At 65.2% G+C, this 25241-nt stretch carries 24 protein-coding genes and 3 tRNA genes; 14 read left to right on the top strand and 13 right to left on the bottom strand.

Annotated elements, in window-relative coordinates; genetic code table 11:
- The first annotated feature begins 118 nt into the window (after window positions 1-118).
- From V2L32_RS13325 to V2L32_RS13310, 4 genes are all read left to right on the top strand, one after another.
- Entirely contained in the window at window positions 119-805 is a 687-nt protein-coding gene (locus V2L32_RS13325) for a metal ABC transporter ATP-binding protein (protein WP_331236614.1), read from the top strand.
- Complete coding sequence (locus V2L32_RS13320) at window positions 802-1881, top strand: metal ABC transporter permease (RefSeq protein WP_331232923.1); 1080 nt, start codon at window positions 802-804, stop codon at window positions 1879-1881. The genes V2L32_RS13325 and V2L32_RS13320 overlap by 4 nt, the downstream gene beginning before the upstream one ends.
- A 38-nt stretch (window positions 1882-1919) precedes the next feature.
- Window positions 1920-2873, top strand: a complete 954-nt coding sequence (locus V2L32_RS13315) for a DUF7544 domain-containing protein (protein WP_331232922.1) — start codon at window positions 1920-1922, stop codon at window positions 2871-2873.
- Between the two features lie 239 nt (window positions 2874-3112).
- Window positions 3113-3415, top strand: a complete 303-nt coding sequence (locus tag V2L32_RS13310; protein WP_331232921.1) for a PRC-barrel domain-containing protein — start codon at window positions 3113-3115, stop codon at window positions 3413-3415.
- On the opposite strand, the gene V2L32_RS13305 is transcribed toward V2L32_RS13310, so the two are convergent.
- Window positions 3412-4851, bottom strand: a complete 1440-nt coding sequence (locus V2L32_RS13305; protein WP_331232920.1) for a DHH family phosphoesterase — start codon at window positions 4849-4851, stop codon at window positions 3412-3414. The two genes, V2L32_RS13310 and V2L32_RS13305, sit on opposite strands and share 4 nt — an antisense overlap.
- A gap of 105 nt (window positions 4852-4956) precedes the next feature.
- Between V2L32_RS13305 and V2L32_RS13300 the strand changes: the two genes are divergently transcribed.
- A tRNA-Lys gene (locus tag V2L32_RS13300) sits at window positions 4957-5030 on the top strand.
- A 335-nt stretch (window positions 5031-5365) separates the two neighbouring features.
- The gene (locus tag V2L32_RS13295; protein WP_331232919.1) at window positions 5366-6460 is read left to right on the top strand and encodes a hypothetical protein; all 1095 of its coding nucleotides are present in this window, start codon (window positions 5366-5368) and stop codon (window positions 6458-6460) included.
- 156 nt (window positions 6461-6616) lie between these two features.
- On the opposite strand, the gene V2L32_RS13290 is transcribed toward V2L32_RS13295, so the two are convergent.
- Window positions 6617-7969, bottom strand: coding sequence for a polysaccharide deacetylase family protein (locus V2L32_RS13290; RefSeq protein ID WP_331232918.1), 1353 nt, complete (start codon window positions 7967-7969; stop codon window positions 6617-6619).
- 96 nt (window positions 7970-8065) lie between these two features.
- On the bottom strand, window positions 8066-9568 hold the full coding sequence (gene guaB / locus V2L32_RS13285) for an IMP dehydrogenase (protein ID WP_331232917.1): 1503 nt from the start codon (window positions 9566-9568) through the stop codon (window positions 8066-8068).
- Window positions 9569-9801: 233 nt separating this feature from the next.
- Here guaB and V2L32_RS13280 point away from each other — a divergent pair, with 233 nt between their 5' ends.
- From V2L32_RS13280 to V2L32_RS13260, 5 genes are all read left to right on the top strand, one after another.
- Window positions 9802-9972 carry a hypothetical protein gene (locus V2L32_RS13280; protein WP_331232916.1) on the top strand — a complete coding sequence of 57 codons (171 nt, stop codon included), beginning with the start codon at window positions 9802-9804 and terminating at the stop codon, window positions 9970-9972.
- Window positions 9965-10795 carry a DUF5794 domain-containing protein gene (locus V2L32_RS13275; protein WP_331232915.1) on the top strand — a complete coding sequence of 277 codons (831 nt, stop codon included), beginning with the start codon at window positions 9965-9967 and terminating at the stop codon, window positions 10793-10795. The genes V2L32_RS13280 and V2L32_RS13275 overlap by 8 nt, the downstream gene beginning before the upstream one ends.
- A 37-nt stretch (window positions 10796-10832) precedes the next feature.
- Entirely contained in the window at window positions 10833-11060 is a 228-nt protein-coding gene (locus V2L32_RS13270) for a DUF5795 family protein (RefSeq protein WP_331232914.1), read from the top strand.
- Between the two features lie 43 nt (window positions 11061-11103).
- Window positions 11104-11283, top strand: a tRNA-Trp gene (locus V2L32_RS13265).
- 382 nt (window positions 11284-11665) lie between these two features.
- Window positions 11666-13081 carry a DUF7289 family protein gene (locus tag V2L32_RS13260; protein WP_331232913.1) on the top strand — a complete coding sequence of 472 codons (1416 nt, stop codon included), beginning with the start codon at window positions 11666-11668 and terminating at the stop codon, window positions 13079-13081.
- 5 nt (window positions 13082-13086) lie between these two features.
- On the opposite strand, the gene V2L32_RS13255 is transcribed toward V2L32_RS13260, so the two are convergent.
- The 10 genes from V2L32_RS13255 to V2L32_RS13210 form a co-directional block, all read right to left on the bottom strand.
- On the bottom strand, window positions 13087-13839 hold the full coding sequence (locus V2L32_RS13255; protein WP_331232912.1) for a DUF7289 family protein: 753 nt from the start codon (window positions 13837-13839) through the stop codon (window positions 13087-13089).
- On the bottom strand, window positions 13839-14270 hold the full coding sequence (locus V2L32_RS13250; RefSeq protein WP_331232911.1) for a DUF7266 family protein: 432 nt from the start codon (window positions 14268-14270) through the stop codon (window positions 13839-13841). Before V2L32_RS13250 ends, V2L32_RS13255 begins: the two co-directional genes overlap by 1 nt.
- The gene (locus tag V2L32_RS13245) at window positions 14267-15112 is read right to left on the bottom strand and encodes a DUF7261 family protein (RefSeq protein WP_331232909.1); all 846 of its coding nucleotides are present in this window, start codon (window positions 15110-15112) and stop codon (window positions 14267-14269) included. The genes V2L32_RS13250 and V2L32_RS13245 overlap by 4 nt, the downstream gene beginning before the upstream one ends.
- A complete protein-coding gene (locus V2L32_RS13240; protein ID WP_331232907.1) occupies window positions 15100-15708 on the bottom strand; it encodes a DUF7288 family protein in 609 nt (202 codons plus the stop codon). Before V2L32_RS13240 ends, V2L32_RS13245 begins: the two co-directional genes overlap by 13 nt.
- Window positions 15705-16136: a DUF7287 family protein gene (locus V2L32_RS13235; protein WP_331232906.1), complete on the bottom strand. Its 432-nt coding sequence runs from the start codon at window positions 16134-16136 to the stop codon at window positions 15705-15707. The genes V2L32_RS13240 and V2L32_RS13235 overlap by 4 nt, the downstream gene beginning before the upstream one ends.
- A complete protein-coding gene (locus tag V2L32_RS13230) occupies window positions 16133-18172 on the bottom strand; it encodes a type II secretion system F family protein (protein ID WP_331232905.1) in 2040 nt (679 codons plus the stop codon). The genes V2L32_RS13235 and V2L32_RS13230 overlap by 4 nt, the downstream gene beginning before the upstream one ends.
- On the bottom strand, window positions 18169-21006 hold the full coding sequence (locus V2L32_RS13225; RefSeq protein ID WP_409348371.1) for a type II/IV secretion system ATPase subunit: 2838 nt from the start codon (window positions 21004-21006) through the stop codon (window positions 18169-18171). The genes V2L32_RS13230 and V2L32_RS13225 overlap by 4 nt, the downstream gene beginning before the upstream one ends.
- 514 nt (window positions 21007-21520) lie before the next feature.
- Window positions 21521-21593 (bottom strand) — tRNA-Arg (locus V2L32_RS13220).
- A gap of 21 nt (window positions 21594-21614) precedes the next feature.
- Window positions 21615-21941 carry a twin-arginine translocase TatA/TatE family subunit gene (locus V2L32_RS13215; RefSeq protein ID WP_331232904.1) on the bottom strand — a complete coding sequence of 109 codons (327 nt, stop codon included), beginning with the start codon at window positions 21939-21941 and terminating at the stop codon, window positions 21615-21617.
- Window positions 21942-22079: 138 nt separating this feature from the next.
- On the bottom strand, window positions 22080-22343 hold the full coding sequence (locus tag V2L32_RS13210) for a hypothetical protein (RefSeq protein WP_331232902.1): 264 nt from the start codon (window positions 22341-22343) through the stop codon (window positions 22080-22082).
- A gap of 165 nt (window positions 22344-22508) precedes the next feature.
- Here V2L32_RS13210 and thrS point away from each other — a divergent pair, with 165 nt between their 5' ends.
- The 3 genes from thrS to V2L32_RS13195 all read left to right on the top strand — a co-directional run bounded on the left by thrS (window position 22509) and on the right by V2L32_RS13195 (window position 25206).
- Entirely contained in the window at window positions 22509-24464 is a 1956-nt protein-coding gene (gene thrS / locus V2L32_RS13205; RefSeq protein WP_331232901.1) for a threonine--tRNA ligase, read from the top strand.
- 43 nt (window positions 24465-24507) lie between these two features.
- Entirely contained in the window at window positions 24508-24930 is a 423-nt protein-coding gene (gene trxA, locus V2L32_RS13200; RefSeq protein WP_331232900.1) for a thioredoxin, read from the top strand.
- A 75-nt stretch (window positions 24931-25005) separates the two neighbouring features.
- Complete coding sequence (locus V2L32_RS13195) at window positions 25006-25206, top strand: hypothetical protein (RefSeq protein WP_331232899.1); 201 nt, start codon at window positions 25006-25008, stop codon at window positions 25204-25206.
- Window positions 25207-25241 lie beyond the last annotated feature (35 nt).

Here is a 25241-nt window from a genome sequence, read left to right as displayed (position 1 = left end):
CGTGAGAACAGAGAGCCGGAGCGAACCGACGGGATCCGACGAGGGGGTCGACCACCGTGAGCGAGAGCTCGCCGTCTCGTTCGAGAGCGTCGGCTTCGCCTACGGCGAGACCGTCGCGCTGACGGACGTCACGTTCGGAATCGAGCGGGGCGATTTCTTCGGCCTAGTCGGGCCGAACGGCTCCGGGAAGACGACGCTGATGCACCTGATGCTCGGGCTCCTCGAGCCCGACACGGGGAGCGTCGAGCTGTTCGGCGAGCCGGTCGGACGGTTCGACGACCGGGGCCGGATCGGCTACGTATCCCAGCAGGCGACCAGCAGGGGAAAGACGATGCCGGTGACGGTCCGTGAGTGCGTGACGATGGGCCGGTTCGCCCACGTCGGTCACGGACGGCTGGGCGAGACGGACTACGAGGCGGTCGAGCGGGCGATCGACCGCGTGGGGATCTCCGGCTTCGCGGAGCGACGGATCGGCCAGCTCTCGGGCGGCCAGCGCCAGCGGGCGTACATCGCGCGGGCGCTCGCGAGCGAGGCCGACCTGCTCGCGCTCGACGAGCCAGCGGTCGGCGTCGACGCGGAGTCCAGGGACGCGTTCTACGACCTGCTCGACTCGCTGAACGGGACCGGCATCACGATCGTCCTCATCGAACACGACATCGGGGTCGTCACCGACCACGCGGACCACGTCGCCTGTCTCAACACCGAGCTGTACCACCACGGGAGCACCGATGAGTTCGTCGAGAGCGACGCGCTCACCCGTGCCTACGGCGAGACCGCGAGGATCGTCACCCACGACCACCCATGAGTCTCGGGGAGTCCGAGGGCACAGACGGCTCGTTCACCCGGCCGACGGACCCGCTCAGACCGCGCTCGCGGCGCGAGGCCGTCGAGTTCGTCGGTCTCCTCTGTACCGCGTTGCTCGCGGCCGTGATGCTCTCGTTCGTCGCGCTCTACTGGCTGCGCGAGAGCCCCGTCGGTGCCCAGGCATACGGGCAGTTCATGATCGCCGGTCAGTGGATCGACCTCTACCTCGGGACGCGGGTGTTCAGACACCCCTTCATGTGGCAGTCGCTCGCGACGGGGGTCCTGATCGGGATCGTCGCGCCGATGGTCGGCACGTTCGTCGTCCACCGCGAGATGGCGCTGATCGGCGAGACGCTCGCACACACCGCGTTCGCCGGCGTCGCGGTCGGCCTGCTGGTCACCGGCTTCTTCGGGCTGAGCGGTTCGCTGCTGCTCGTCGCGCTCGTCGTGAGCGTCCTCGGCGCGCTCGGTCTCCAGTGGCTCATCGAGCACACCAACAGCTACGGCGACGTACCGATCGCGATCATGCTGAGTGGGAGCTTCGCCGTCGGGACGCTCCTGATCAGCTGGGGTCGCGATTTCATGTCGGTGACGATCGACATCGAGGCCTACCTCTTCGGGCAGATCACGGTCGTCACGGCCGACGGCGCGCGGCTGATGGCGCTGCTCAGCGTGGTCGTCGTCGCGGTCGTCGTCTACAACTACAAACAGCTCCTGTTCGTCACCTTCGACGAACAGGCCGCCAGCGTCGCTGGCCTCCACGTTCGTTGGTACAACGCGCTGTTGATCGTGATGACCGCGGTGGTCGTCGTCGGCGCGATGCAGATCCTCGGGGTGATCCTGGTCGCCGCCATGCTCGTCGTCCCGGTCGCCGCCGCCTCGCAGGTCGCCACGAGCTTCCGGGAGACGCTCGTCCTCTCGATCCTGTTCGGGCAGCTCTCGATCCTCCTGGGCTTCGCGTTCTCTGTCCGACAGGGCCTGCCCGCGGGCGGGTCGATCGTCGTCGTCGCCATCGCGATCTACCTGCTCTCGATCGTGCTCTCCGATCGGTCGGTGAACGCGATCTCGGTCCACTGATACAGGGAGTATAAGCGTACCCGGTCGCTACCCCGGTCATGTCCTGGCACGCGCTCGTCGCCGCCCGCGAGGCCGTCGGGGCGACGCGAGCGCTGCTCGCCGGCCGATCGATTCCCGACTGGGCACGGCTGTCGGTGCTCGCCGTCTTCGTCGGCGGTCCGACGACGACACTCGTCGCGGACTTCAACCGGGGACCCCTCGTCACGAACCCGCTCGCGGTCGATCCCACCGATCCGGGACTCCTCTCGATCGCGGTCGTCGGCCTCGCCCTCGGCACGCTCGTCCTCTTCGCCTTCCTGCTCGCGGGTGCGGTCTTCGAGTTCGTCCTCCTCGATACGCTCCGTGGCCGGCCCGTGCGCCTCCTGGGGCCACTCCCCGGCCACCTCCGGCCCGGTCTCGACCTCTTCGTCTTCCGCCTCGTCCTCTACGGACTGGTGATCGTGGCGCTCGTCGGGGCGCTCGCGGCGTTCGTCGGTGTCGAACCCGTCGACGGCCGACACGCGACGGTCGGCTCGCTCTCGTTCGTTGCCGTCGCGCTCGTCTGCCTCACCGTCTCGCGGCTGACCTCGCGTCTGGTCGCCCCGATCATGCTCGTCGAGGGCTGTTCGCTCCGCGAGGGCTGGCGACATCTTCTCCGCAGGGTCGACGCACGTCCCGACCGGTACGCCGTCTACCTCGTCGTCGACCTGAGCGCGCTCGCGGTCGTGTTCGTCTTCGGGGCGGTCCTCGGCGCGCTCGTCGCCCTCGCCGTCGCACTCCCCATCGGAACGTTCGGGCTGGGCGTGGGGAGCCTGCTCGTCGCCGGCGGGCTCTCGGAAGGGATCGTCTCGGGCGTGACGGGTGCGTTGCTCGTCCCCCCGTATCTCCTCGCGACGCTCGCGCTCGTCGGTCTCGTCCACGTGCCGGCCACCGTCTACGTGAGGTATCTCGCGCTGTTGACGCTCGCCGGGACCGACCGGCGCTACGCACGGGGGACGGCCGGGGCTCGGTAGCGTCGTCTCCGATTGAAAGAGGCGGATGAACCGCCGGGGCGACGGGATCCGGGCAGGACTGTCGCCCCACTGCCGGTTGTCAGAGGCACTCCGGCACTCGCGTCTTCTCGTCTGACGCTCTTTACACCACCCCTCGACGCGAACGTCACTCCCTGATTTCTACTATTAATATATTTCGTTGCCTCGTCATCCCCTGGTCCATCCGTCAACTATTACACCCGGCCGGCCGATGTGCCCGCATGGACCGTATCCCGGAGAACATCACGACCCTCGTCGGGCGTGAAGTCTACTCGAACAACGGCGTCTTCGTCGGCGAGATCGAGGACGTCAGACTCGACCTCGATTCGGAGCTCGTGACGGGACTGGCGCTCGGCCGGACGAACGACGAACTCTTCGCCGACTACACCGGCGGCACCCGCGGCGTGATGATCCCGTACCGCTGGGTTCGGTCGGTCGGCGACATCGTTCTCGTGAACGACGTCGTCGAGCGGCTGAAAGACCGAGAGGACGAGGGCGAGGCCGAAGACGAGATCGCGGCCTAGGAGCCGTTCTCGCTTTCGACACCCATCGCGTCGAAGAGCTTTCGCCGTACCGCCTCCTCGGTGAGTTCGAGCAGCCTCTCCTCGCTCGCCTCAATCCCGGTGAACAGCCCCAGCGGGATCTCCACGCTCGCCTGCGTCGAGTGGCCGACCGTCTCGCCGATGTCGGTGAAGGCGTCGCTGAGCACCCGACCGATGTTGAGTCGGATGTCCTTCGACCGGGCGGCGAGGTAGATCGTGTCCTCGGCGATGCCGAAGACCGCCGTGGTCGTGATCCCCTCGAGGTTGAGCAGGTGCTGGGCGGCCTGTTCGACTGCCTCCCTGTCCCGGACGAACCCGGCGTTCGAGACGAGGTGGCTGCCCTGGACCTCCCGGTTCTGGATCGCCTCGGCGAGCACGTCGAGCGTCTCCGGGCTCATCGAGGGTGACTCGACCTGTTCGAGCGTGTCGTGGTTCGCGAACGGGTAGAGATAGGCCGCCGCGGTGAGGTCAGCCGGCGTCGTATCGCGCTTGAAGTCGAGCGTCTCGGCGCGGATACCGTAGAGCAGCGCCGTCGCGACCGTCTCGTTGACCGAGACGTCGAACTCCTGGACGTACTTCGTGAGGATCGTCGACGTCGAGGTCATCTGCGGCCTGACGTCGACGAAGGAGATGGCGTCGCCCACATCGACGTCGTGGTGGTCGATCAGGACGTCGACCGAGAGGTCGAGCCCGGAACTCAACAGCGAGCCGTCGACCAGCGCGACCGTGTCGTACCCCGAGAGCGGGTTCTCCGCCTCGCGGTCAACCGCGATCATCTCGACGTCGAGCAGGTTGACGAAGGCACGGTTCTCCTGGTGGCCGACCTCGCCGAGGTAGAGGATGTCGGCCTCGACGTCGAGGTGGGCCGCGATCGCTCGCAGGGCGACCGCGCTCGCGATCGAATCCGGGTCGGGGTTGTCGGGCGTGAGGATCCCCATGCGCGAGCCGGTCGCCTCGATGACGTCCGCGAGCTGGCTCGCCTTGTGTTCGAGTTCGCCGGATTCCAGCGCCCGGAGCGCCGAGTCGGCGATAACCGCGGAGGGGTTGATCACCGTGTCCGCACCGACGGCGGCGAGTTCGTCGCCGGTCACCGGGTCGCTCGCGCGTGCGACGACGAACTGGGTCCCGTCGTGTTCGCGGATGTTCCTGACGGCCGCCTCGTTCGCCTCCACGTCCGAGGAGAGGATGAGGACGATGTCGCGGTCGGCCGCGACCGCCGCCACCTCCTCCTCCCGGATATCGCCGACCTGTGCGTTCAGGTCCTGATCGCGCAGGGTCTCCACCCGGTCGGCGTCGCGGTCGATGATCAGTACGTCCCGGCCCTGGTCGACCAGCTCCTCCGCGACCGCGTGGCCGACGCTGCCACAGCCGAGGATCGCGTAGGAAGACATCGCGGATACGGGTACCCCAGCACTCATTGCCCCTACTATCCACGGTCGTTACTTAAGCCTCCCCTTCCGGTCAGGTTCCCGGACCGAGAGAAAGGAAACGTATTTCCTCGCCGCGCTAAAAGTTCGAACCGAGGGCCGGTAGCTCAGTCCGGCAGAGCGTCTGGCTTTTAACCAGATGGTCGTGGGTTCGAATCCCATCCGGCCCGTCGACGCACCGCGAACATCTCCGTGAGCGGTGCGGCGCGAACTCCGGTGGGATTCGAACCACGCTCGCTCCGCTCGCTGGGCTCGCTACGCTCTCTGATTCGAATCCCATCTCCGGCCCGTTGCTGGTCGCGAACCGACGTGAGCGACGCACGGAGGAGACGAAACGTGGTCCCGGGTCGGCCCCGTCGGACGCACGGCAGACACGTATGCGAAAGTATGACATATTCTGCGAAGCTGTAGACGTTATTTAGGAGGGTCCGGCCCGTAGCGGCTATCGGATTGGATGGGAGGAGGGACACGCAGCGGCTCGGTCCACGGGGAGCCGCTCTCACTGATGGGCAGACGCAGGTTCGTCGAGACGCTCGTCGGGGCGGGGTTCAGCGCGGCGATGGCGAGCTGTCTCTCCGCCTCGGAGTTCGAGGCAGCGGACGACGAGGAGGTGCCGATCGTCTACGCCCACCGGCGGGCCGACCCCGCGGATCCCGCCTCGATCGAACCGGTGACGAAGCTCGTCCCGGCTCGCTGGTACGACGAGCTCCGACGGGTGTTCGAGACGCACGCGAGCCTCGACCTCGCCGAGCTCGAGGGGGTGGTGAGCAGCGCGGTCTCGCCGGGGAGCTACGAGGAGCTGGGGGCGAGCATCCGGATCGACACGGTCGACGCGGGGCTCAGAGACCGGATCGCCGGCCTCCTCGAGGACACCCCGTTCGACGTCAGCGTAGTCGAGGGGCGCCCCGAGGGAGACGCCGGTGACGTCGGGCCGGAACGGACCCACGACCTCGCCGACGGCGTCGAGGTACCGGGCGGCGTCGCCTGCTCGGACGGCGAGTCGATGGCGACGCTCACCCCCGCGCTCTACGACCGGGACCGGGAGCGGGTGTTCTTCGCGACCGCCAACCACCTCTACGGCGGCGAGGGTGACGAGATGCGCGGCGAGGAGTGTCGGCTGATCACCGACGACGGCACACACTCGATGGGCGTCGTCGAACGCGGCTATCGGGAGGAGGACATCGCGCTCGTCCGACCGACCGAGGAGGTCGTCCCGACCTCGCGGATCGCGGGCGAGCTGCCGGGCGAGGTCGTCGGGACCTTCACCAAACTCGGTCTCGCCGACCTCAAGGCACGGGGCGCTGAGGTAAGAAAGACCGGCGCGCGGACCGGGCTCACCTCGGGGTCGATCGAGGCCATAGACGGCGTCTCCTGTATCTACGGCGACCCGTGTAAGGGTGGACAGGTGAAGTGGGGCGAGGAGTCGGACTTCCTCGACGGCGACAGCGGTTCGGTCTGCTATCACCCCGATCCCGAGGCACCGGACGACGGCCTGCTCGTCTGTGGCGTGAACAAGGCCCGGACGTGGTGGCCAGGCGAGAACTACGTCTGGGGTACCGCAGCCTACGTGTTGGAGGACCGTTACGGCTACACCTTCTGACCGCACACCGGTCTCCTCGTCGTGTTCGCCCGCTCCGTCCGCGACCCGTCCAGCGCACACATCCGCTCCAGAACGCCGCGAGCGCCGTCGCCGCTCGCGGACGGCACGAGTGACGGGAGAAGAGGGGACATCGGTCCGGTTTCGGGTCGGGTCGTTTCACCAACTCGCCCGGAGCCGGTCGTCGAGTTCGGAGAGCGTGACGACGGCGATATCGCCGTCGTCACGTCGCTCCGCGATGGTGGCCATGATCTCGTCGAACTCGGCTATGGGGGTTTCGTCCGGGATGCGATGCCAGAACAGGCCACCGTAGCCGCCCCACTCGACGAGCGTGTCGACGTACGCCGACGCGTCCTCGATCGTCCGCTCGGAAGTGCGACCGAGGGCCGGGAGGTTGCGCGGTCGGCCGTAGCCCGGCTCGCTCCCGATCAGCCCGAACGTGTGATACTCCTCGACGAGGTCGTAGCTCGACTGATCGTGTTCGCCGTAGGGGTAGGCGAAGTACTCCGCACCCTCCTCGAAGCCGTTGTCGACCAGCCACTCCTTCGCGTCGCGGATCTGTGTCTCCTGTTCCTCGGGCGGGAGCTCGGTCAGGTTGTCGTGGTGATAGAGGTGGCTGCTCACGTCCCAGCCCTCGTCCTGCAGTTCGTGTAGCTGATCGAGAGTGAGGCGCTCGTCGTCCCGACCGATGTACGTGGGGACGACGAACGTCGTCGCAGGGATCCCGTACTCGCGCTGGATCGGAAAGCCCTCCGTGTACTGGGAGAGGTAGCCGTCGTCCCAGTGAATCGTGAGGACGGGGGTCTCGGGCAGCGGGGTCGCATACAGCGCGTCCACCCAGAGTTCGCCCCCGGTCTCGTCGTCGAAGCGCGACTGGACCCTGAGCCGTTCGACGGAGGCGAGGTCGATCGGCGCGTCGGGGTCCCACTCCCGGATACCGAGGTCCAGCGGCATGAGTGTCGTGTCGGTGCCGGTCTTGCGTATTCGACCCCTGAGTCGGAGTTCGGTACCCTCACGATCGGTGAGGACGACGTCGACGGACTGTCCCGGTACGTCCGGTGCGTGCACTCGCGTGACGAGCGAGAGACGGTGCTCGCTCAGGTCGAGGTCGAGGCCCGTGCGTTCGAGCCGCGCCCAGTTCTCCTCTCTACCCACCTCGAACCGGACCGAGGACCCACCGGTCAGGGAGGTCTCCCCGTCCAGCGTCGCATCACTCGCGGGAAGCTCCCACTCTTCGAGATCCTCGAAGTCGAAGAGGAGGACGTCCTCTACCACCGTACTCTCGGCCTTCGCGTCGCCGTCCCCGTCCGGTTCGTCGGTCGGTTCGCCCGGCCCGTCGTCGGAAGACCCGTCGTCCGCATCGCCCCGGTCGTCGGGCTCCGGCCGATCCCCCTCTTCACCCTCGTTTCCCGAGGGGGACGCGTCGGCACAGCCGCCGATACTCGCGGCGAGCGCCGCGGCCAGGACCGCCCGCCGGCCGAGGGCGCCTCTCCTCCGAGGATCGTTCTCCATGAGGACCGGATCGCCCAGATCGGACGTTAGTATGTGGAGGTTACGGAGTGGTCGCCGGGTTCCCCCGAGCCGGGCGAGCGGGCAGTCGTCACCGACTCAGTCCTGTTTTGGGCTGTAGTTCGGCGCCTCGTCCGTGATCACGACGTCGTGGGCGTGGCCCTCCGTCTGACCCGCCGGTGAGACGCGGACGAACTCCGCGCGCTCTGTGAACTCCGAGAGGGATTCGGCCCCGACGTAGCCCATCCCCGACTGCATTCCCCCGACCAACTGGGTGAGCTCGCTCCGGAGCGAGCCCTTGTACGGCGTCGCTGCCTCGACACCCTCGGGGACGTACTCCTCGTCCTCGTCTGGTTCGCGTTTGAGATACCTGTTGCCCTCGCTCTCGCCGCTTCGCATCGCGCCGACCGAACCCATCCCCCGGTACTGCTTGTAGCGTTTCCCGTTCATCGTGATCACGCGCCCGGGCGCCTCGTCTGTGCCCGCGAAGTACGACCCGAGCATGACGGCGTCAGCGCCGGCCGCGATGGCCTTGATCGCGTCGCCGGAGTACCTGATCCCGCCGTCCGCGATCACCGGCACGTCGTGCCTCCGGGCGACGTCCGCGACCTGGCTGACCGCGGTGATCTGGGGCATCCCTGAGCCGGTGACGACGCGGGTGGTACAGATCGATCCCGGGCCGATCCCGACCTTCAGGCCGTCGGCGAACTCGACGAGCGCTTCGGCGGCCTCGCGCGTACCGATGTTCCCGACGACGACGTCCGCCTCGGTACCGGAGGCGATCTCTCTGGCGCCGTCGATCACGTTCATGTTGTGTGCGTGCGCGCAGTCGATGAAGAGCACGTCCGCGCCGGCCTCGTCGGCGGCGTGGGCCCGCTCGGTCTCGAACGGGCCGACGGCGACCCCACAGCGGAGCCGGCCGCGCTCGTCGCGCACGGCGTCCCCGTACTCGCGGCGCTGGAGGATGCCCTGCATCGTCACCAGCCCCACGAGGAGGTTCTCGTCGTCGACGACGGGGACCCGCTCGATCTTGTGTTCGTACATGAGGTCGAACGCCTCGCGCGCGGCGACGTCCTCGGGCGCGGTGATCACCTCGTCGGTCATCGCCTCGCGCACGGGGTCGTTCTCGCCGACCTCGAGGTGCGGACGGATGTCGGTGCTCGAGATGATCCCGAGGACCTCCCCGTTCGTGTTCGTGACGGGCGCGCCGCCGACGCCGCGTCGGGCCATCAGATCGTCGGCCTGGCGGACGCTCATCTCCGGGTCGGCCGTGACGACCGATTCGAGGGGGATAATCAGCTCGTCGGCGGCTTTCACCTGCTCGATCTCTTCGACCATCCGGTCGATGTCCATGTTCCGGTGGAGCACGCCGAGGCCGCCGTGTCTCGCCATCGCGGTCGCCATCTCGCTCTCGGTGACCGTGTCCATCGCGGCGGTCAGGATCGGCACCTCCAGCGAGACGTTCGTCGAGACGCGCGTCGAGACGTCGGCGTCGTCCGGCTCGACCCGGCTCTCTTTCGGTTTGAGCAGCACGTCGTCGAACGTCAGTGCCTCCGGTACGTCCAGTTTCTCCGAGAAGAACCCTCGTTCGTCGCTCGCCATGTAATCGGTGTGGGTGCCCCGCGGAAAAGCGTTGCGAGAGCCGCAAGCTCGCTCCACGGGCCCACCGGGTGCGGTGTACGGACGCGGATCGGACGGGGGGTGTCGATCTTCCACCGATACCCGGACCTGCCGACCGATGTTCAACGCTGTCCGTCGGTGTGCGCCCGTTCGTTTCGCCCCCTGCGGTCACGGCTCACACAACGTTTATTCTCCCGGGTCGTGCATGTTCGTTCATGGACTCCGACCGTCCGGCCGTACGGCGTGTCGTCGACCGATCGATCGCGGGACTCGACGGACGACTCTGGACGACATTTGCGGAGTTCAAACGGTTCACACCGGTCACTGCGGTCGGCGAGCGGCTCGTCGAACACCGTCGGCCGGGAGCCAGACCGTTACATGAGTAGCTCCCAGCACCCCATCGCGCTGCGGCTCGAACGTGCCGTCGACGGGCCGACGAAGTTACTGGCGATCGTCCTGTTCCTCCCGCTGATCGACGGGATCTTCCCCGCGCTGATACTCGCGGGGGCGCTCGATTCTGTGGTAGGAATCCTCCAGGTCGGCCTGCTCATCTTCGGCGGCAGCGCCGTCCTCGCCGTGATCCTCGCCGAGATGGACGGCAGCCCACGCGAGCAGGCGACGATCGTCCTCGTACTCGCTGTGCCGCTCGTCGCGCTCGCGGCGATCGAGGCCGCGCTCGCGCCGACCATCGCGAGCGTGCTCGACCTGGTGATCTTCGAGCGCTTCGCCGCGCTCGTCATCGCCGCCATCGCCGCGAAAACCGCGAGCGCGCGCGTCGGCGAGTACCTCCCGAGACCTGCCGTGATAGTCGGTCTCGGCTTCGTCGCGAGCATCGATCTCGCGGGCGCGTCGCTGGTCGTCACGACCGACCTTGAACTCGTGGCGAGGGCGGTCGCGGCCGCGCTCGTCGGCGTGGCGTTCGCGCTGGCCGTCGCGCTCGGCGGTCCGTGGCTCCGCGAGGCGATGGACATCGACCGCTTCCGCTTCGGGAGCGCGGTCGCACTCGGCGTGCTCCCGCTCGCGCTGCTCAACCTCGTCCCCGAACAGGCACCGCTGGCGGTGCTCGTCGTCGCCGCTGTGCTCGCGTTCGATCCCGGTGGCGAGCCGATCGAACGAGCGTCAGAGGGAACGGTCGCCGACGGCGGCGACGGCGAGGAGCGAGAGACCCGGGACAGGCTCCTCGATCACGAACGCGCACCCTGGCAGTAAGGCCAAGGCTTAGGCCGCTCGCTCTCTCCGTTCCGGTATGAGTCAGAACAGAGTCGTCGAGGGACGGATGGTGGACGCGAGGCGCCTCGCCGAGCTGGTAGAGGGCGAGTCCGTGATGGAAGCCGAGTCGATCGAGGACACAGAACGCGACTGTCCGGAGTGTGGCGGGGACGTCCTCTCGGTGGGCTACATGCCGAGCGTCACGGAGTTCGTCACCGGCTACAAGTGCCAGGACTGTGCCTGGAGCGCGGACGACCGGGAGTGAGGACCGAAACCGCTTTAGGGCGCTTTGGCATAGCGAGTGATGCGGGGTCGTGGCCTAGTCCGGCAAGGCGACTGACTCCAGAGGACCGCGTGCCCGGTGACGACACTCCAGACTGATATACCGAGCGGCCGACTGATCATCGGCCGTGATGACGACCCTCTGGAGTACCGAGGCGCGCACCGGAGATATCAGTTGATCGGGGGTTCAAATCCCTCCGACCCCACTCGGATCTTAACCGTCCCTTATCAGTACTGAGATGTGAGGATTCAGAAGAAAGGCTAACAGCGACGCATCTCACGAAAGCAGTTGAGGATGAACACCTTGTTTGCTGCGGCAAAGGCCCGGCAAGCCTCCACGATTCCTGTGCCGTGTACAGGGTTCACGACCGCACGGTAAGACCCAAGGAAATCGTGGCCCGTCGTCTGAGCGCTTCACTTTCGGAGGGTTCCTTGTTTCTGGTGCCAGTCATCATCTTCTTACAGGGTACCAGTAAGTACGACCGACCGACCGTTCATATAGGTCCGAGAGGCGTCCGCACGAAAAGTACTATCCATTTATCATAATTACACAAAGGCTTTATTGTGGGACAGTCCGTATAATCGTACATGATTTTCGACGGGGAGCGAGGGCAGTCCGAAGTCGTGGGTGTGGTGTTGATCCTCGGGATCACCCTCGCGACGATCACGGTGACGCTGGCGGTGGGTGCGGCCGCGTTGGGTGACGCACAGAGCGATTCCCGGCTGTCGGCGATGGAGAACTCGATGTCCCAGATGAGTTCGAAGGCGAGCCTGGTCGCGTTGGGCGAGACCGACGCCCAGCGATTCGACTTAGGTGACATCGGTGACGGCCAGGTGGAGGTAAAGCCCGAAGCCGGGAACGTACGGGTGATTCACGAAAACGAAACCGGGTATGAAACCGAATTACACAACGGCTCTCTCGGGTCAGTAGTGTACGAACTCGACGACGAACAGGTGGCTTTCCAGGGAGGTGGTGTCTGGAAGAAAGAGGATGACTGGAGCCGAATGATCTCCCCACCGGAGTACCACTACCGCGACCGGACGCTCACGTTCCCAATAGTCACCGTCTCCGGTGAGGGTGCGGCGAGCGGTGACGTCCGGGGCGAGTTCAGCAAGACTGAGACAGGGGCGGCTATCTACCCGAACGCAACCGAGAACGAGGAGTGGACGAACCCCGTCGAAAACGGAACGATCTACGTGGAAATAGTGAGTGAGTACCACCACGGCTGGTACCACTTCTTCGACAGCCGTGCGGATGGGGTCGTTCACCACGACGAGGCCAACCGGACGGTCCGAATGGAGCTGGTCACTCCGTTCGACGAGGAGATCGACTCGCCACTCGCCGCACAGGATCACGTGGAGGTGTTCAAGAATGCGGACGTGGGCGAGACCCGAGAGGGAACGAACTATCCCTCCGTGAGCCCCGAAATAGACAGACGGATCGAAGACTGCAAAGATATCGAGCACGAGTTCGGTTCGTCTGGGACCTACGACAGCGGCGTCAGCGATACGTACTGTGCGGAGGGTGACGTTTCCGACCTCGGTGATCTCACGTTCGATACGACCGAGGATAACATCTCCGTCGTCGTGAACGGGAGTCTCGAAATCGGTCAGAACGACCTCACTATCGACGGCGACGAGAACAACAGCGTCCAGTTCTTCGTGAAGGGGCCGATCGAGTTCGGAAATCAGGACATCAACGCGGGTGGAAACGCAAGTGAACTGTTCTTTTACGTACACTCGGACGTCCAGAAAGTAAGCGATGACAACAGTAACTTCGAGATGAGTGGCGTGATATACGCACCGAACTCGAAAGTGGAGCTACAAGGGGCCGTTGACATACAGGGAGCGATCATCGCCGACGTGATCGAGGTTCACAGTGCGGCAACAACGATACACGGACACCAGAGTTTAGAGGACAAAGGTATCGGCTTCGACGTCACTGTCGACGAGATCCAGTACCTCCACGTCACTGAGAACGAAGTCGAAGTAGAACTGAACTGATCCATTCAGTTTCTGAACGCTATCCTGATGACTGGCCGAACGACCGACGCCGTCTCGTAGTCGTCGTGATCGATCTGGAACGTTACCGAGTCGTCGGTCCGCTCTACGACGTCTCCGATCCCTCGGTCTTCATGCTCCCGAAAGTATCCCTCCCACGCGTCGACGTGCTGGGTTTCGACGGTGATGGTCAGCGGTTCATTCGACGACTCGCTAGTCGAGGTATCGGTTCGCAGGTGTTCGCCACCGATCAACACGGTTCCGGTCCGGTCGATACTGGTGGGTGAATCGGACAGCGGTCGTGTCCTCACCCCGGAGACGACAACGTGGTCGTCGTCGAGGACGAAGTTCGGCTCCGCGAGCATGACACTGCCGTCGCCTTCGGCCCGAATCAGGGCACCGTGAGCGTAGACGATCTGTGTTCCGTCACCGCTGTCGTACTCGATCGGGTAGGCACTAACGGTGAGGTTGCCGATGGTCTCTCCGTCCTGTGCGACGTCGATCGTCGTGGGTTGGCCGAACCCGAGCGATCCATCGACGAGTCGCATCTCGGTCGCCCGACTCGGCGCACCCTCCCTGTACATGTCCTGTAAGTTCGCGTCGAGAACGTCGAACGCCCGCTCGACGTTGTTCACCTGCTCCGCCCGCTGGACGTCTTGCAACGTACCGAACCCTGTAGTGAACAGGACACCCATCGTGGTGACGACGAGCGCGAGCACCAGCACGTAGCCCACCACTTCGCTCACCGCACGGTCGTCCATCACGACTCTCGCACCTCCAATTTTCCATCCTTCGAAGCGATCACCACTGCCCCTCCGCGGACCCGTGTCGATTCGACGTTCTCCACGGCGAAGGAGACCCTCACGGTCACTTCCGGATTCTGCGAACCGAGCGTGATGGTCTCCTCATCTCCGTTCACCTCGATGGTGTAGCTCGTTCCCGAGACCCGGTTCGGGAGATCGCTCCGGACCGAGACGCTTGTGTCCTCGCCACCAGCAGCGCGCAGCCGATCCGCGCTCTCGATATCGGCCGCGAGGCGCTCGCCGATCACGCCCAGTTCGTCGTGGACCGAGTTGTTCGACTGGGACTCGATCACACCACCGGCAGCCATCACGAGCCCGCCGAGGAGCACCGTCGCGATGAGCAGCGTGAGCACGTAGTTGACCGCGACGGAGACCGCGCGATCGGTCATCGCGGTGCCTCCCAACCGAGGCTCTCGCTCGTCGAATACTCGATCCGCGAGGAGCGATAGGTCAGGTCGATCGTCGCGCTGGAGACGAACGCGGTCTGGTTGGCTTCGATCCCGTCACCACCGACCCCGTCGGCGACGAGTTCGTATTCCCCGTTCGTGGCTGACCCGTTCACGAAGTCGATCTCGTAGCCTTCGTCCACGCCGTCGGCCCACACATAGTCGCCGTTGCACCAGTCGGGATCGTGAGGGGTGATCTCCTCGACGTCTGCCGAGCAGGTCCCGGCCTCCGCCTCTGCGACGACCTCGTTGCCCTCCTGATAGAGCGACAGCACCCACTCGTCGGAGCCGTTCTGGACGACAATCTGAAAGGACTCGTTGTCCTCGGGGAGTTCGTGCGAATCGATCGAGAACGAGCGAACCTCGGTGACATTGCTCGCGATCGTCCCGTCGTCGAACTCCCCGGTTTCCTCCTGCCACACGCGAACACCGGGGTCGATGCGAACCTCCGCTGTCACGACACTGCCGCGTTCTACGTACTGTCGTTCGAGTCGGTCAGTCAGGACCGCGTTGCCCCGGTTGACGTTCGCCTCGATATCCCCCCACTCCGAGTGGTTTCGCTGGTTCTCCTCTTCGACCAGTCCCACGATACCGACCGAGAGCGTCTCCTGGTACTGGAGCGCGTCGTTCGCCCCGCTGTCGACCCCGCGGGTCGCGACGTTCTCGGTGTAGATCGTCGCGTTCAGCAACAGCACGAGCGCGACGAGAACGACCGCGATGAGCAGCCCGGAGACGAGGATGAACTGCGCGCGATCCGATCGGCGGAGTCGACTCACATCCGCCATACGGTGATCCTCACCTCTACGACGTTGTACAGTTCGCCGTCTTCGTCGACGTTCGGTGCGTAGAACTCGCCGTCTTCCAGTTCCGAGAGAGCTGTTCCTTCGTTGTCGCCGGCGCTGACCCCGTTCCCGTCGAACAGCACGACCGTCCGACTCGCGACGACCGCGTTGTCGCTCGGCGAGCCCATCTCCACCAGTTCCTGCTCGCTCGTGTTCGCGGGGTCCTCCGAGTTCTGGTAGATGAGGTCGATGTTGTACGCGACCTGCGTACCGCCGAACGCCTCCGAGAGCGGGTCTGCGAGCGGGTGAGCGTACTCCTCGGGCGGATCGTCGGTGTAGAACTGCCGGTTCTCTCCGGTGTAGGCGAACCCGTCCTCGGTGTCGTTCCAGAACAGCAGCGCCTCCTCGAGCGAGCCGTCCTCGTGGGTCACCGCGAGCAGGTCGGTCGCGACCGCCCGCTGCTGATTCTCGATGTGCTGGTTCGACGTGCTGGCCGAAAGCGGCGTCACCGCCGTCGCCTGCGTGGCGAAGATGAGCCCGCCGACGAGCAAGAGCGCGGCGACGAACGCCTCCAGCGTGTGGACCTGCCCCCGGTTCATGACCAGACCCTCACGGTGAGCGTGTGGTGGTCTTCGTCGATCGAGACGTAGCGCTGGGAGACGGTCACCGAGGAGCGAGCGGGCGGGTCGTCCCCACAGGAGTCGTTGCCCAGTTCGACCTGCACTCGATCGGTTCCGAGCCCGAGTTCGTCCGCGACGTACTGCCCTTCGTCCTCCTCGTCCGTACACCCCTCGAAGAACTCATCGACACTCGACTCGTTCAGAACAGCGGGCGACGAGGGATCCACGACCAGTTCCTTCTCCGCCAACTGCGTCGCCGCCCGGTCGGCGGTGAGCGTGTCGCCGGTGCCACCGGTGAAAAACGGTGCGAACATCGACGGGACGAACGCGAAGACGAAACCGACGGCGATCAGGAACACCGTCGCGCCGACGAGGAAGTCGATCCCGGTCTGTCCGCGCGCGTTCATCCGACCACCATCCAGACCGCCAGTGCGATCGTGACGAGCACGATGACGTACTTCACGCCGCTCACGATCTTCGCGTCGCGCATGTAGCCGCTGATCATCCCCGAGAGGATCGCCTGCATCGTCACGGCGTGGAAGAACATCACGCTGAGGAGGCCCGTGTCGATCCCGCCGCCGAAGTCCGGTCCGCCACCGCCGACGTCCGCTGTGGCGTCGCCGTTCGCGGCCTGGTCGGTCATCCCGCTCATCACGTCGAGGAACTGCGTCTTCAGGATCGCCATCACCGCGAGCAGCGTGAGATACGTCATCACGATGATGACGACCTGCATCCTGGTTCTGGACTTGCGTTCGCGGTCGATGTCGTCCTGGTTCTCGCTCGCCTGCGCCGCTGTGGTGAGGACGGCCGTGATCTGGCTGGAGGCCTCCTGGGCCTTGCTGATGAGCTTGACCGTCCGGGCGAGCCGAGGGATGTGATAGCGGTTGTTGAACTCGATCAGTGCGTCTTTCAGACTCGTCCCGTAGTTCACCTTCGCGTGCATCGTCTCGAACTCCCTGGCGAGCTTCCCGGAGGACGTCTCCGACACCACCTGGACCGATTCGAGCAGCGTCATCCCGGTGTCGTTCGCGCTCGAGAGCTTCCTGAGGTCGTCGGACAGTCCCTTCGTGATCGCGTGGCGGGAGTGCTGGTTCCACTCGTAGAACACGGCGAGCGGGATGCCGATCAGGTAGAGCGGTACGTAGACCCAGACGAACGTCGACCAGACGGGCTGGTTGATGAAGCCCTGCCAGGTGGTGGGAGCCGACCCCGTCGCGGCAGCCACCCCCACCAGAACGAGCGAGAGCGGGACCGTGAGCGCGAGCGTGTACAGCGGGAAGTCGCGGAGGAAGTGATGCGGGCGGCGGAGGATCTCGCCGAACTCGTATCCCCTCTCTCTGCGCTTTATCCGGTCGAAGACCCCGTACTCGCCGGTGAATCTCTCGATCAGTCCGAGGTCGAACAGCGGGTTCCGGTTCGGGTCGGCGAGGTGTGCGCTCCCCCCGTCCGGGACGAGGTAGCCGTCGCCGGGTTCGTCGCGTTTCACCGTCGAGACGAGCACGAGAAAGCCAGCACCGACGAGCGGGATCAGCGCGTAGACGGTGCCGTAGAGCATCAGTTCGTCCGCGTCGCCGAGCATGCTCATGATGACGAGGATGATGATGAGCAACAGCGGAAAGAGCGAGAGCGTCATGTACATCTCGCCGAAGAGCTCGAGCGTTTCGAGGGTGAGCTCCTGTTCCTGTTTCGCAGTCCGCATGTGTTTGTCCTTCTTGTCCTCGAGAAAGCGCGAGAGGTCGCCGCCGCTGTTGACGATCGAGAGCATGTCCGTGAGGAACTGACTCAGCTCGTCCGAGGGGGTCTCCATCGCCTGGTTCCTGATCGCGGTTCGATAGTCCGTGTCGAAGTACTCGGTCTCCTGGACGATCGACTTGAACTCGTAGCTCACCTCGCCGTAGGTGTCGTCGGCTCTGGCCATCGCCTCGAGGATCTCGAGCTGGTTCATCCCTCCCACCGAGAGCGCGTACATGAACGCGACGGAGTCGGCCATCAGCATGTTGATCTCGCGTTCCCTGGCCGAGGCTCGCGAGTAGGGAACCACGAGCAGCGCCCCGAAGCCAGCGGCGAAGCCGAGGCTCCCGAAGACGAGACCGGTGACGAGGATCAGCAACGGGATCCGGATCGCGATCATCAGTTCGAGGAGCGCCTCGTTCGGCGCGGGAATGCCGATCAGCGTGTCGATCGGGACCAGCCCTGTAGCGAACAGCAGGTATCCCAGGAGCGTTCCGACGACCCAGAGCGCTCCGCCCGAGAGCGTGCCGATCGCGAGCGCACGCGAGAGGTAGAGTTCGACCGTGTCGGCCATCCGGGCCTCGCTGAGTTTGCGGTCGACGTCAGCGACGAACGTGCTGTCCTCCGAGAAGACCCACCGGTAGAGCGGGTAGAACGTGTCCCCGAGGGCGTCGGCCCCGAACTCCCCCGACGAGCCGACGTCGAGGCTCACGGCTCCTCCGCGGGACGCGCGCCCTCGAACCCGTCCTCGTCCCCGCCGAACTCGAACGCGGCCCCGTCGTCCGCTGTATCGCCGTCTCCGTCCTCGCTATCGCCTCCGAGACGTTCGTTAGCCTCCGATCGGTCCGTACTCGTGTCCGTATCCTCGTCCGATCCGATTCCGTCCGGTTCATCGGGATCGGCACTCGATTCTCCCTCGTCGAGCGCGGAAGGCGCTCCCTCCGGGAGACCGGGAACGGCGACACCGTCGTCGAGTCCGGGTCCGACGACGACGTCCTCGCTCGTCTCGATGGCGTCGAGCGCGCTCGCGAGCCCCTCCGGGACCTTCCCCTCGTACTCCCCGAAGAGTTCCTCCTCGGCGCGTGCGAGGATCTCTCGAGCGAGCGCACGGGTCTTCTCGTCCGGGTCCGGTCGGGGGACGAGCGCCTCCTTCTCCGGGTCGACGTCGATCAACACGCTCTCCATCTCCCTGAGGTCGGTGAGACTCTCCTCCAAGACGTCGTTCGCGATGAGCGTCATGATCGTCTCGGGATCGTTGATGAAGGCCTGGAACGTCGCCGCGACCTGGCGATACTCGTTCAGCCCGTTCTCGATTAGGTAGGCGATGACGACCTCGCGTTCGAACAGCTCGTCGTCGAGCTCCTCGCGGCTCCAGCCACGGTCGAAACAGATCTCCTCGACGGTGTTCGACTCGCCGGTCTTCAAGTACTCGTCGGTCTCGGCCTGCCACTGGTAGACGTCCTTGACGTTGATCTCGTCGTTCTCTGCGTCGTAGTGGTTGATCTCGGTGAGCGTCTTGTTTCGTCGGACCTTCCGACCCTCCACGCGCGTCGACGTCTGGATCGAGACGAGGTCGAGCGCCGTGAACATCGTCTTCGAGACGTTGATCGGCTCGGTCGTAAAGCGCTTGAGCACCTCGCCGACGGAATCGGCGTGGAACGTCGTGTAGGTGGTGTGCCCGGTCGACATCACCTGGAACGCGGTTCGGCCCTCCTCGCCACGGATCTCGCCCATCACGATGTACTCGGGGCGCTGGCGGAGCGCGGCCTCGAGCAGGTCGAACTCGTCGACCCCGCCGCCGTCGTCCTCGGAGAACGACGCGCGCGTGACGCTCGCGATCCAGTTGCGCTGGGGGAGTTCGACCTCGCGGGTGTCCTCGATCGAGACGATCTTCGACTTCGAGGGGATGAACAGCGAGACGGCGTTGAGCGAGGTCGTCTTCCCCGAGGCGGTCCCGCCCGCGAAGATCAGGCTCTTGTTGTTCTCGATACAGAGCCAGAGAAAGGCCATCTCTTCTAAACTAAACGTGTGCCAGCAGATCAGGTCCACCGGGGTGAACGGGACGTCCTTGAACTGCCGGATCGTGTAGTTCGTCCCGTGATCGGAGACCTCCTGACCCAACGTGAGCTGTGCCCGCGAGCCGTCGGGCAGCGTCGCGTCGACCTGTGGCTGTCGCTTGCTGATCCCCTTGCCCGAGCGCTGGGCGAGTTTGACGACGAAGTCGTCGAGCGTCTCCTGGCCGTGGAAGACGTTCGTGATGACCTGTTCGTACTCGCCGTGGTAGACGAACACCGGCGAGTTGTAGCCGTCGCAGGAGATGTCCTCGACGTTGATGTCGTGTTTGATTCCGTCGATCCGCTGATACCCGATGAAGTCGCGTTTGAGCCGGTAGAGCAGCTTCTCGATCTGTGTGGGCGAGAGCGTCTCCGCGTCCTCGTCGATCAGCGCCGGCTCCGGTCGGACCGGCTCGGCACCCACGACGACCCGCCCCTCGGGGTGCTCTTCGCCGGAGACGAGACGTTTCAGTCGCTCGACGACGCCTGCCTCGTCGCTCCCGAAGAACTCCCGGACCCGGTCGCCGATCGCCTCGCTCTCGCCCGTCGCGAGGTCGTACCGATCGAGCAGCCGACGTGTCTCGCGGTCGATCACCCCGCGACGCTCCTCCTCGCTCCCCCGGACGACCACGTCGTCGCCGGCGTACTTGATCGCGGTCCTGAGCTTCCCCGTGAGGAACTCCAGTAGCTCCCCCTCGATCGGCGTGAGGTGCGGTTCCACGAGGTAGTACTTCTTCTCGTTCTCCTTCTTCGAGTGGAAGATCACGACGAACGCGTAGGGCTTGTTCACCCAGTAGCGGTCGACCTCGTGGAAGTGCGATTTCTTCGGCAGGGGAACCGCCTTCTCCAGGTCGTAGCGGTTCGTGATCGTCGTCTCGCCGCCGGGTCCGGAGAAGAAAGCGTCCTCGTCCAGCTCCTCTCTCACGTTGACCGTCCGTTCCTCGACTACCTCCGCGAGCTTCGTGGCGACGTTCTCCCCGTTCGAGCACACCCCGGGGGTGTCCTCCGGGGAGAACCCGAGGTACTCGGTCGGGTCGAACGGCACGACGCGACCCTCCTCGTCCCGTGGGGGCCGTCCCTCGTCGGTGTAGTAGAACTCCTTTTTGAAGTGCTCCCAGGTGTAGATCCCCTTCGTGACGGGGACGAACGCCGGGTCCATGTATCGTAGCGCCTCCAGCCAGCGTCTCCCGGCCGTCCCCGCGGCCTCGGTCAGCCTCCCGGGGAGCGAATCCGGGTGGTAGCCGAGGTAGCGCTCGGGATCGAACGAAACCCGGTCCCAGTCCGATCCGCTCGGGACCGTCCGGGAGCCGTCGGACCGCACGAGCCCCTCGTAGAGCGCGTCGACCTCCTCCCCGTGGCCGTGTTCGTCCATGAACTCCGCCCACGTGTACTCGTCGACGCTGACCGACGGAACCGTCCGTTCCGCGGACTCCGCCGCCACCTCCCCCTCTAACTGTGCGGGACCGGTCCGGTCACCGTCGTCGATAGCCATTACAGCGACACTGGTCCCGACCGAAGAAAAAACCTTCTGCTAAAACATAGTACAAAACATAATTATAGGTTAGAGGGGCGATAAGAACGTGTGGAAGTGAAAGGCCGAGGCCCGGTAGTCGAGAGAGGACGCCGCCATCTGAACTCTCCGCTGATCGAGACAAAACTCGGTCGGGAGGTGCGCTCACCGCAGCGGCCGGCGGTCGGAGGCGTCCGATGCCGCTCCGGGGGTCGATCCCTTCCGGTTCAGCGACCATACGTATCACACTCGCAGGGTCCGGTATGAGCCTTCTCGCTACTCTCGGCCGGTTCCCGTCCGATCAAGGCGGACTCTCCGGTCGTGGTGTACCGTCGGTCTACTCCGTCACGTTCGTCCGGGTGGCTGGGGAGGACGTTTACAGACGACGAACACGACGGGACTCGATCCACCTGAACTTCGCTCGCTGACACTAGCTCGTTCCGTACTTCGAATCCCTGTGTCCGTCGCGGTCGCGAACGGACGTGAGCGACCACGACGGACGTGACGGGATTCGAACCCGCGATCGAGAGGTTAGGAACCTCTCGCCCTATCCACTAGGCCACACGTCCCCGGGGATCGACTGGAAAAAACTACGTCGACGTCTCGGTTTCGGTCTCGGGTTCGGCCTCGACCTGCTCTTCGGTGCCGATCTCGGGTTCGGCCTCGGTGTCGTCGGTCTCGGGCTCGCCGAAGTCGTCGTCGCCCTCGATCGCGCCGGTCGCGCCGTCGCGCATCTCGGCCAGCTCCTGTTCTACCTCCTCACGGCCCTTCTGGAACTCGCCCATCGCCTGTCCGGTCGACCGGGCGAGCTTCGGGATCTTGTTCGCGCCGAACAGCAGGATCGCGATCAGCACGATCACGGCCAGTTCGATCCCCCCCGGGAAGCCCGGGAACAGCGGCAGGGGTTCTATCGTCATTGCTACCTCAGCGTAACCCGGTCGCGATTATAGGCTTTTTGCATCCGTGGGTCGGCCAGAACGCGCCGCTCTCGCGGGCCGAACCGACCACGGCGGCGCTCTCCGGTCGCCGATCCCCGATCCACTCGGAGCACTGTCTCAGGGTCGGCTCCCGGTGCCGTCGCGCTCGACCAGCCACGTGGTCCCGCCGGTTCGCCCGCGCGACCACTCCTCGATGCGGATCTCCTCGATCGAGTCCGCCTCGGCGAGCGCGGCGACCGTCCGTCCGGCGGCCCGCGTCGAGAGCCCGAGCTCCTCGGCGATCTCGACCGATCTGACGAACTCTCGCCCCCCGACCCCCGCGAGCAGCTCCTCGACACGCTTTCGGTCACCCGGGGTGACGCCGTTGATTCGTCCACCCATAAGGACTCAGACGGTCGCACATCGCTCGTTCTCATAAAGGTATCTACGTCGATCGTCGTTTGTAACGATCGTTCGTTATACCTGGCGGAGAACGGTTCGCCACGAGGCGAAGCCGGGCCCTCGCTGTATAAATCCTTATCTACCCGCCCTCGGCTCTCTGTAGGTATGAGCGTGACCGTGACGCTGCCCGACGGCTCGACGCTCGAGGTCGAATCCGGGGCCACCGTCGAGGACGTGGCCTACGAGATCGGACCAGGCCTCGGTCGCGACACCGTCGCGGGCAAACTCGACGGCGAGCTGGTGGCGCGAGAACAGCCGATCGAGCGCGACGTCGAGATAGAGATCGTCACCGACGCCGCCGACGAGTACACGGACGCGCTGCGTCACACCGCCGCCCACGTCTTCGCCCAGGCGCTGCTCAGACTCCACCCCGGGGCGAAGCTCGCGATCGGCCCGTGGACCGACCGGGGATTCTACTACGACGTCCACGGTGTCGACCTGGACGAGTCGGACTTAGAAGCGATCGAGGCCGAGGCACACGAGATCATCGAAACCGACCTCCCCGTCGAGCGCGTCGAACTCCCGAGAGAGGAGGCGATCGCACACTACCACGAGGAGAAAAACCCGTTCAAACTCGACATTTTGGACGAGGAGGCGGCCGGCGACGACCCGATCAGCTTCTACGAGCAGGGAGAGTTCCGCGACCTCTGTCGCGGCCCGCACGTCGCCTCCACCGGCGAGATCGGCGGCTTCGCGCTCTTGGAGATGAGCGCGGCCTACTGGCGCGGCGACGAGGACAACGAATCCCTGACCAGGGTCTACGGCACCGCGTTCCCGACCGAGGAGGAACTCGACGCGTTCCTCGAACGCCGGGAGGAGGCCAAAGAGCGCGACCACCGGAAGATCGGCCGCGAGATGGACCTCTTCTCGGTGCCGAGTCACTCGCCGGGCTGTGTCCACTTCCACCCGAACGGGATGCGGATCCGCCGGGAGCTCGAGGAGTACATCAGGGTGAAAAACGACGACCTCGGCTACGAGGAGGTCCGCACGCCGGAGCTCAACAAGGCCGAACTCTGGAAGCCGACGGGTCACTACGACGCGTTCAAAGAGGACGACGAAATGTTCGCGTGGCACCAGGCGAGCGCCGGCGGGGAGAGAGAGGACGCCACCGAGTACGGTCTGAAGCCGATGAACTGTGCGAACCACGCCTACATCTACGACCAGCAGGTCCGCTCCTACAGGGACCTCCCGGTCAGGTTCTCCGAGTTCGGCAACGTCTATCGGAACGAGCAGTCCGGCGAGCTCTCGGGACTCTTGCGAGTGCGTGGGATGACCCAGGACGACGGCCACGCGTTCATCCGCGAGGACCAGATCCAGGCCGAGATCTCGCGCACGCTCGAGGTGATCGAACAGATCTACGGCGAGTTCGATTTCGAGGTGATCTACAAGCTGGAGACGAAGGGCGAGCACGCCGTCGGCAGCGACGAGATCTGGTCGAGAGCGACTGAATCCCTCCGCGACGCCCTCGAGGAGGCGGGACTGGAGTACGAACTCGAGGAGGGCGAAGCCGCCTTCTACGGCCCGAAGATCGGTCTCGACGCCCGCGACGTGATCGGTCGGGAGTGGACCGTCGGCACCGTCCAGCTGGACTTCAACATCCCCGAACGCCTCGACCTGACCTACGTGGGAGATGACAACGAGGAACACCGCCCGGTGATGGTCCACCGGGCGCTGCTCGGGAGTATGGAACGGTTCATGGGCGTGCTGATCGAGCAGTTCGCGGGCGACTTCCCGACCTGGCTCGCACCCGAACAGGTCCGGATCCTCACCGTGAGCGACGACACCCTCGACTACGCCCGTGAGGTCGCAGATCTACTGGGGAGCTTCCGCGTCGAGATCGAAGAGCGCTCGTGGACGCTCGGGAAGAAGATCCAGACGGCGCACGACGACCGGGTCCCCTACATGCTGATCCTCGGCGGGAACGAGGCCGAGGCAGGCACGCTCTCCGTTCGTGATCGCTTCGAGCGCGAGGCGAGCGACGTCGACTCCGAGACGTTCCGCTCGCACCTCGAACGCGAGGTCGAAGAGAAACGCGTGATCCCCGACTTCCTCTCGGAGTAATCGAGAGGTTCACTTATTCTCCTCCGGTCCGTAGTCGCTCGTTATGAGTGACGCGGACGATATCGAGGCGATCAGGCAACGGAAGCGAGAGGAGTTGGTCTCGCAGGTTGAGGCCGAGGACGCTTCAGAGGGGAGAGAGGGGACACCGAACGAACCGATCGAGATCCGAAGGAGAGAGGAGTTCTCGGCGGTGGTCGCCGACCACGACGTCGTGCTCGTGGACTTCCACGCCGAGTGGTGCGGGCCGTGTCAGATGCTCGCCCCGGTCGTGGAAGCCGTCGCGGCCGACTCGCCCGCGGCCGTCGCGAAGGTGGACATCGACCGCAACCGGCAGATCGCGATGGAGTACGGCGTCCGGAGCGTGCCCACGCTCTTGCTATTCTCCGACGGCGAGCAGGTCGAACGGCTGGTCGGAATGCAGGACCGCACGGTACTCTCCGAACTGATCGACCGACACGCGAACTGACGCGAACCACTGGACGGGGGATGCTCGACCGGCCCGAACACTCATGGCTCTTCGTCATCGACTCCGCCCATATCGATGCTCTCCACCGACGGATTCCCCACCGCTCTCTCCCTCGCGGTGGGCCTGTTGTCGGTCGTGATACTCGTGTACGGCGTTCTCACCGGAAACGTCCTGCTCGGGGTGCTCGTCCCACTGATACTCGTGCTGCTGGTCGTCCCGACCTACCTCCTCTATCGGCTCGTCGTCGCCGTCGAACGGATCGCGGATGTACACTGAAAGGGATCGTCGTAGCCAACCGGGTCTCTCAGACA

This window comes from Halalkalicoccus sp. CGA53, assembly GCF_036429475.1.
GTDB classification, from domain to species: domain Archaea; phylum Halobacteriota; class Halobacteria; order Halobacteriales; family Halalkalicoccaceae; genus Natronorarus; species Natronorarus salvus.
This window is presented reverse-complemented; position numbering and strand designations above follow the sequence as displayed.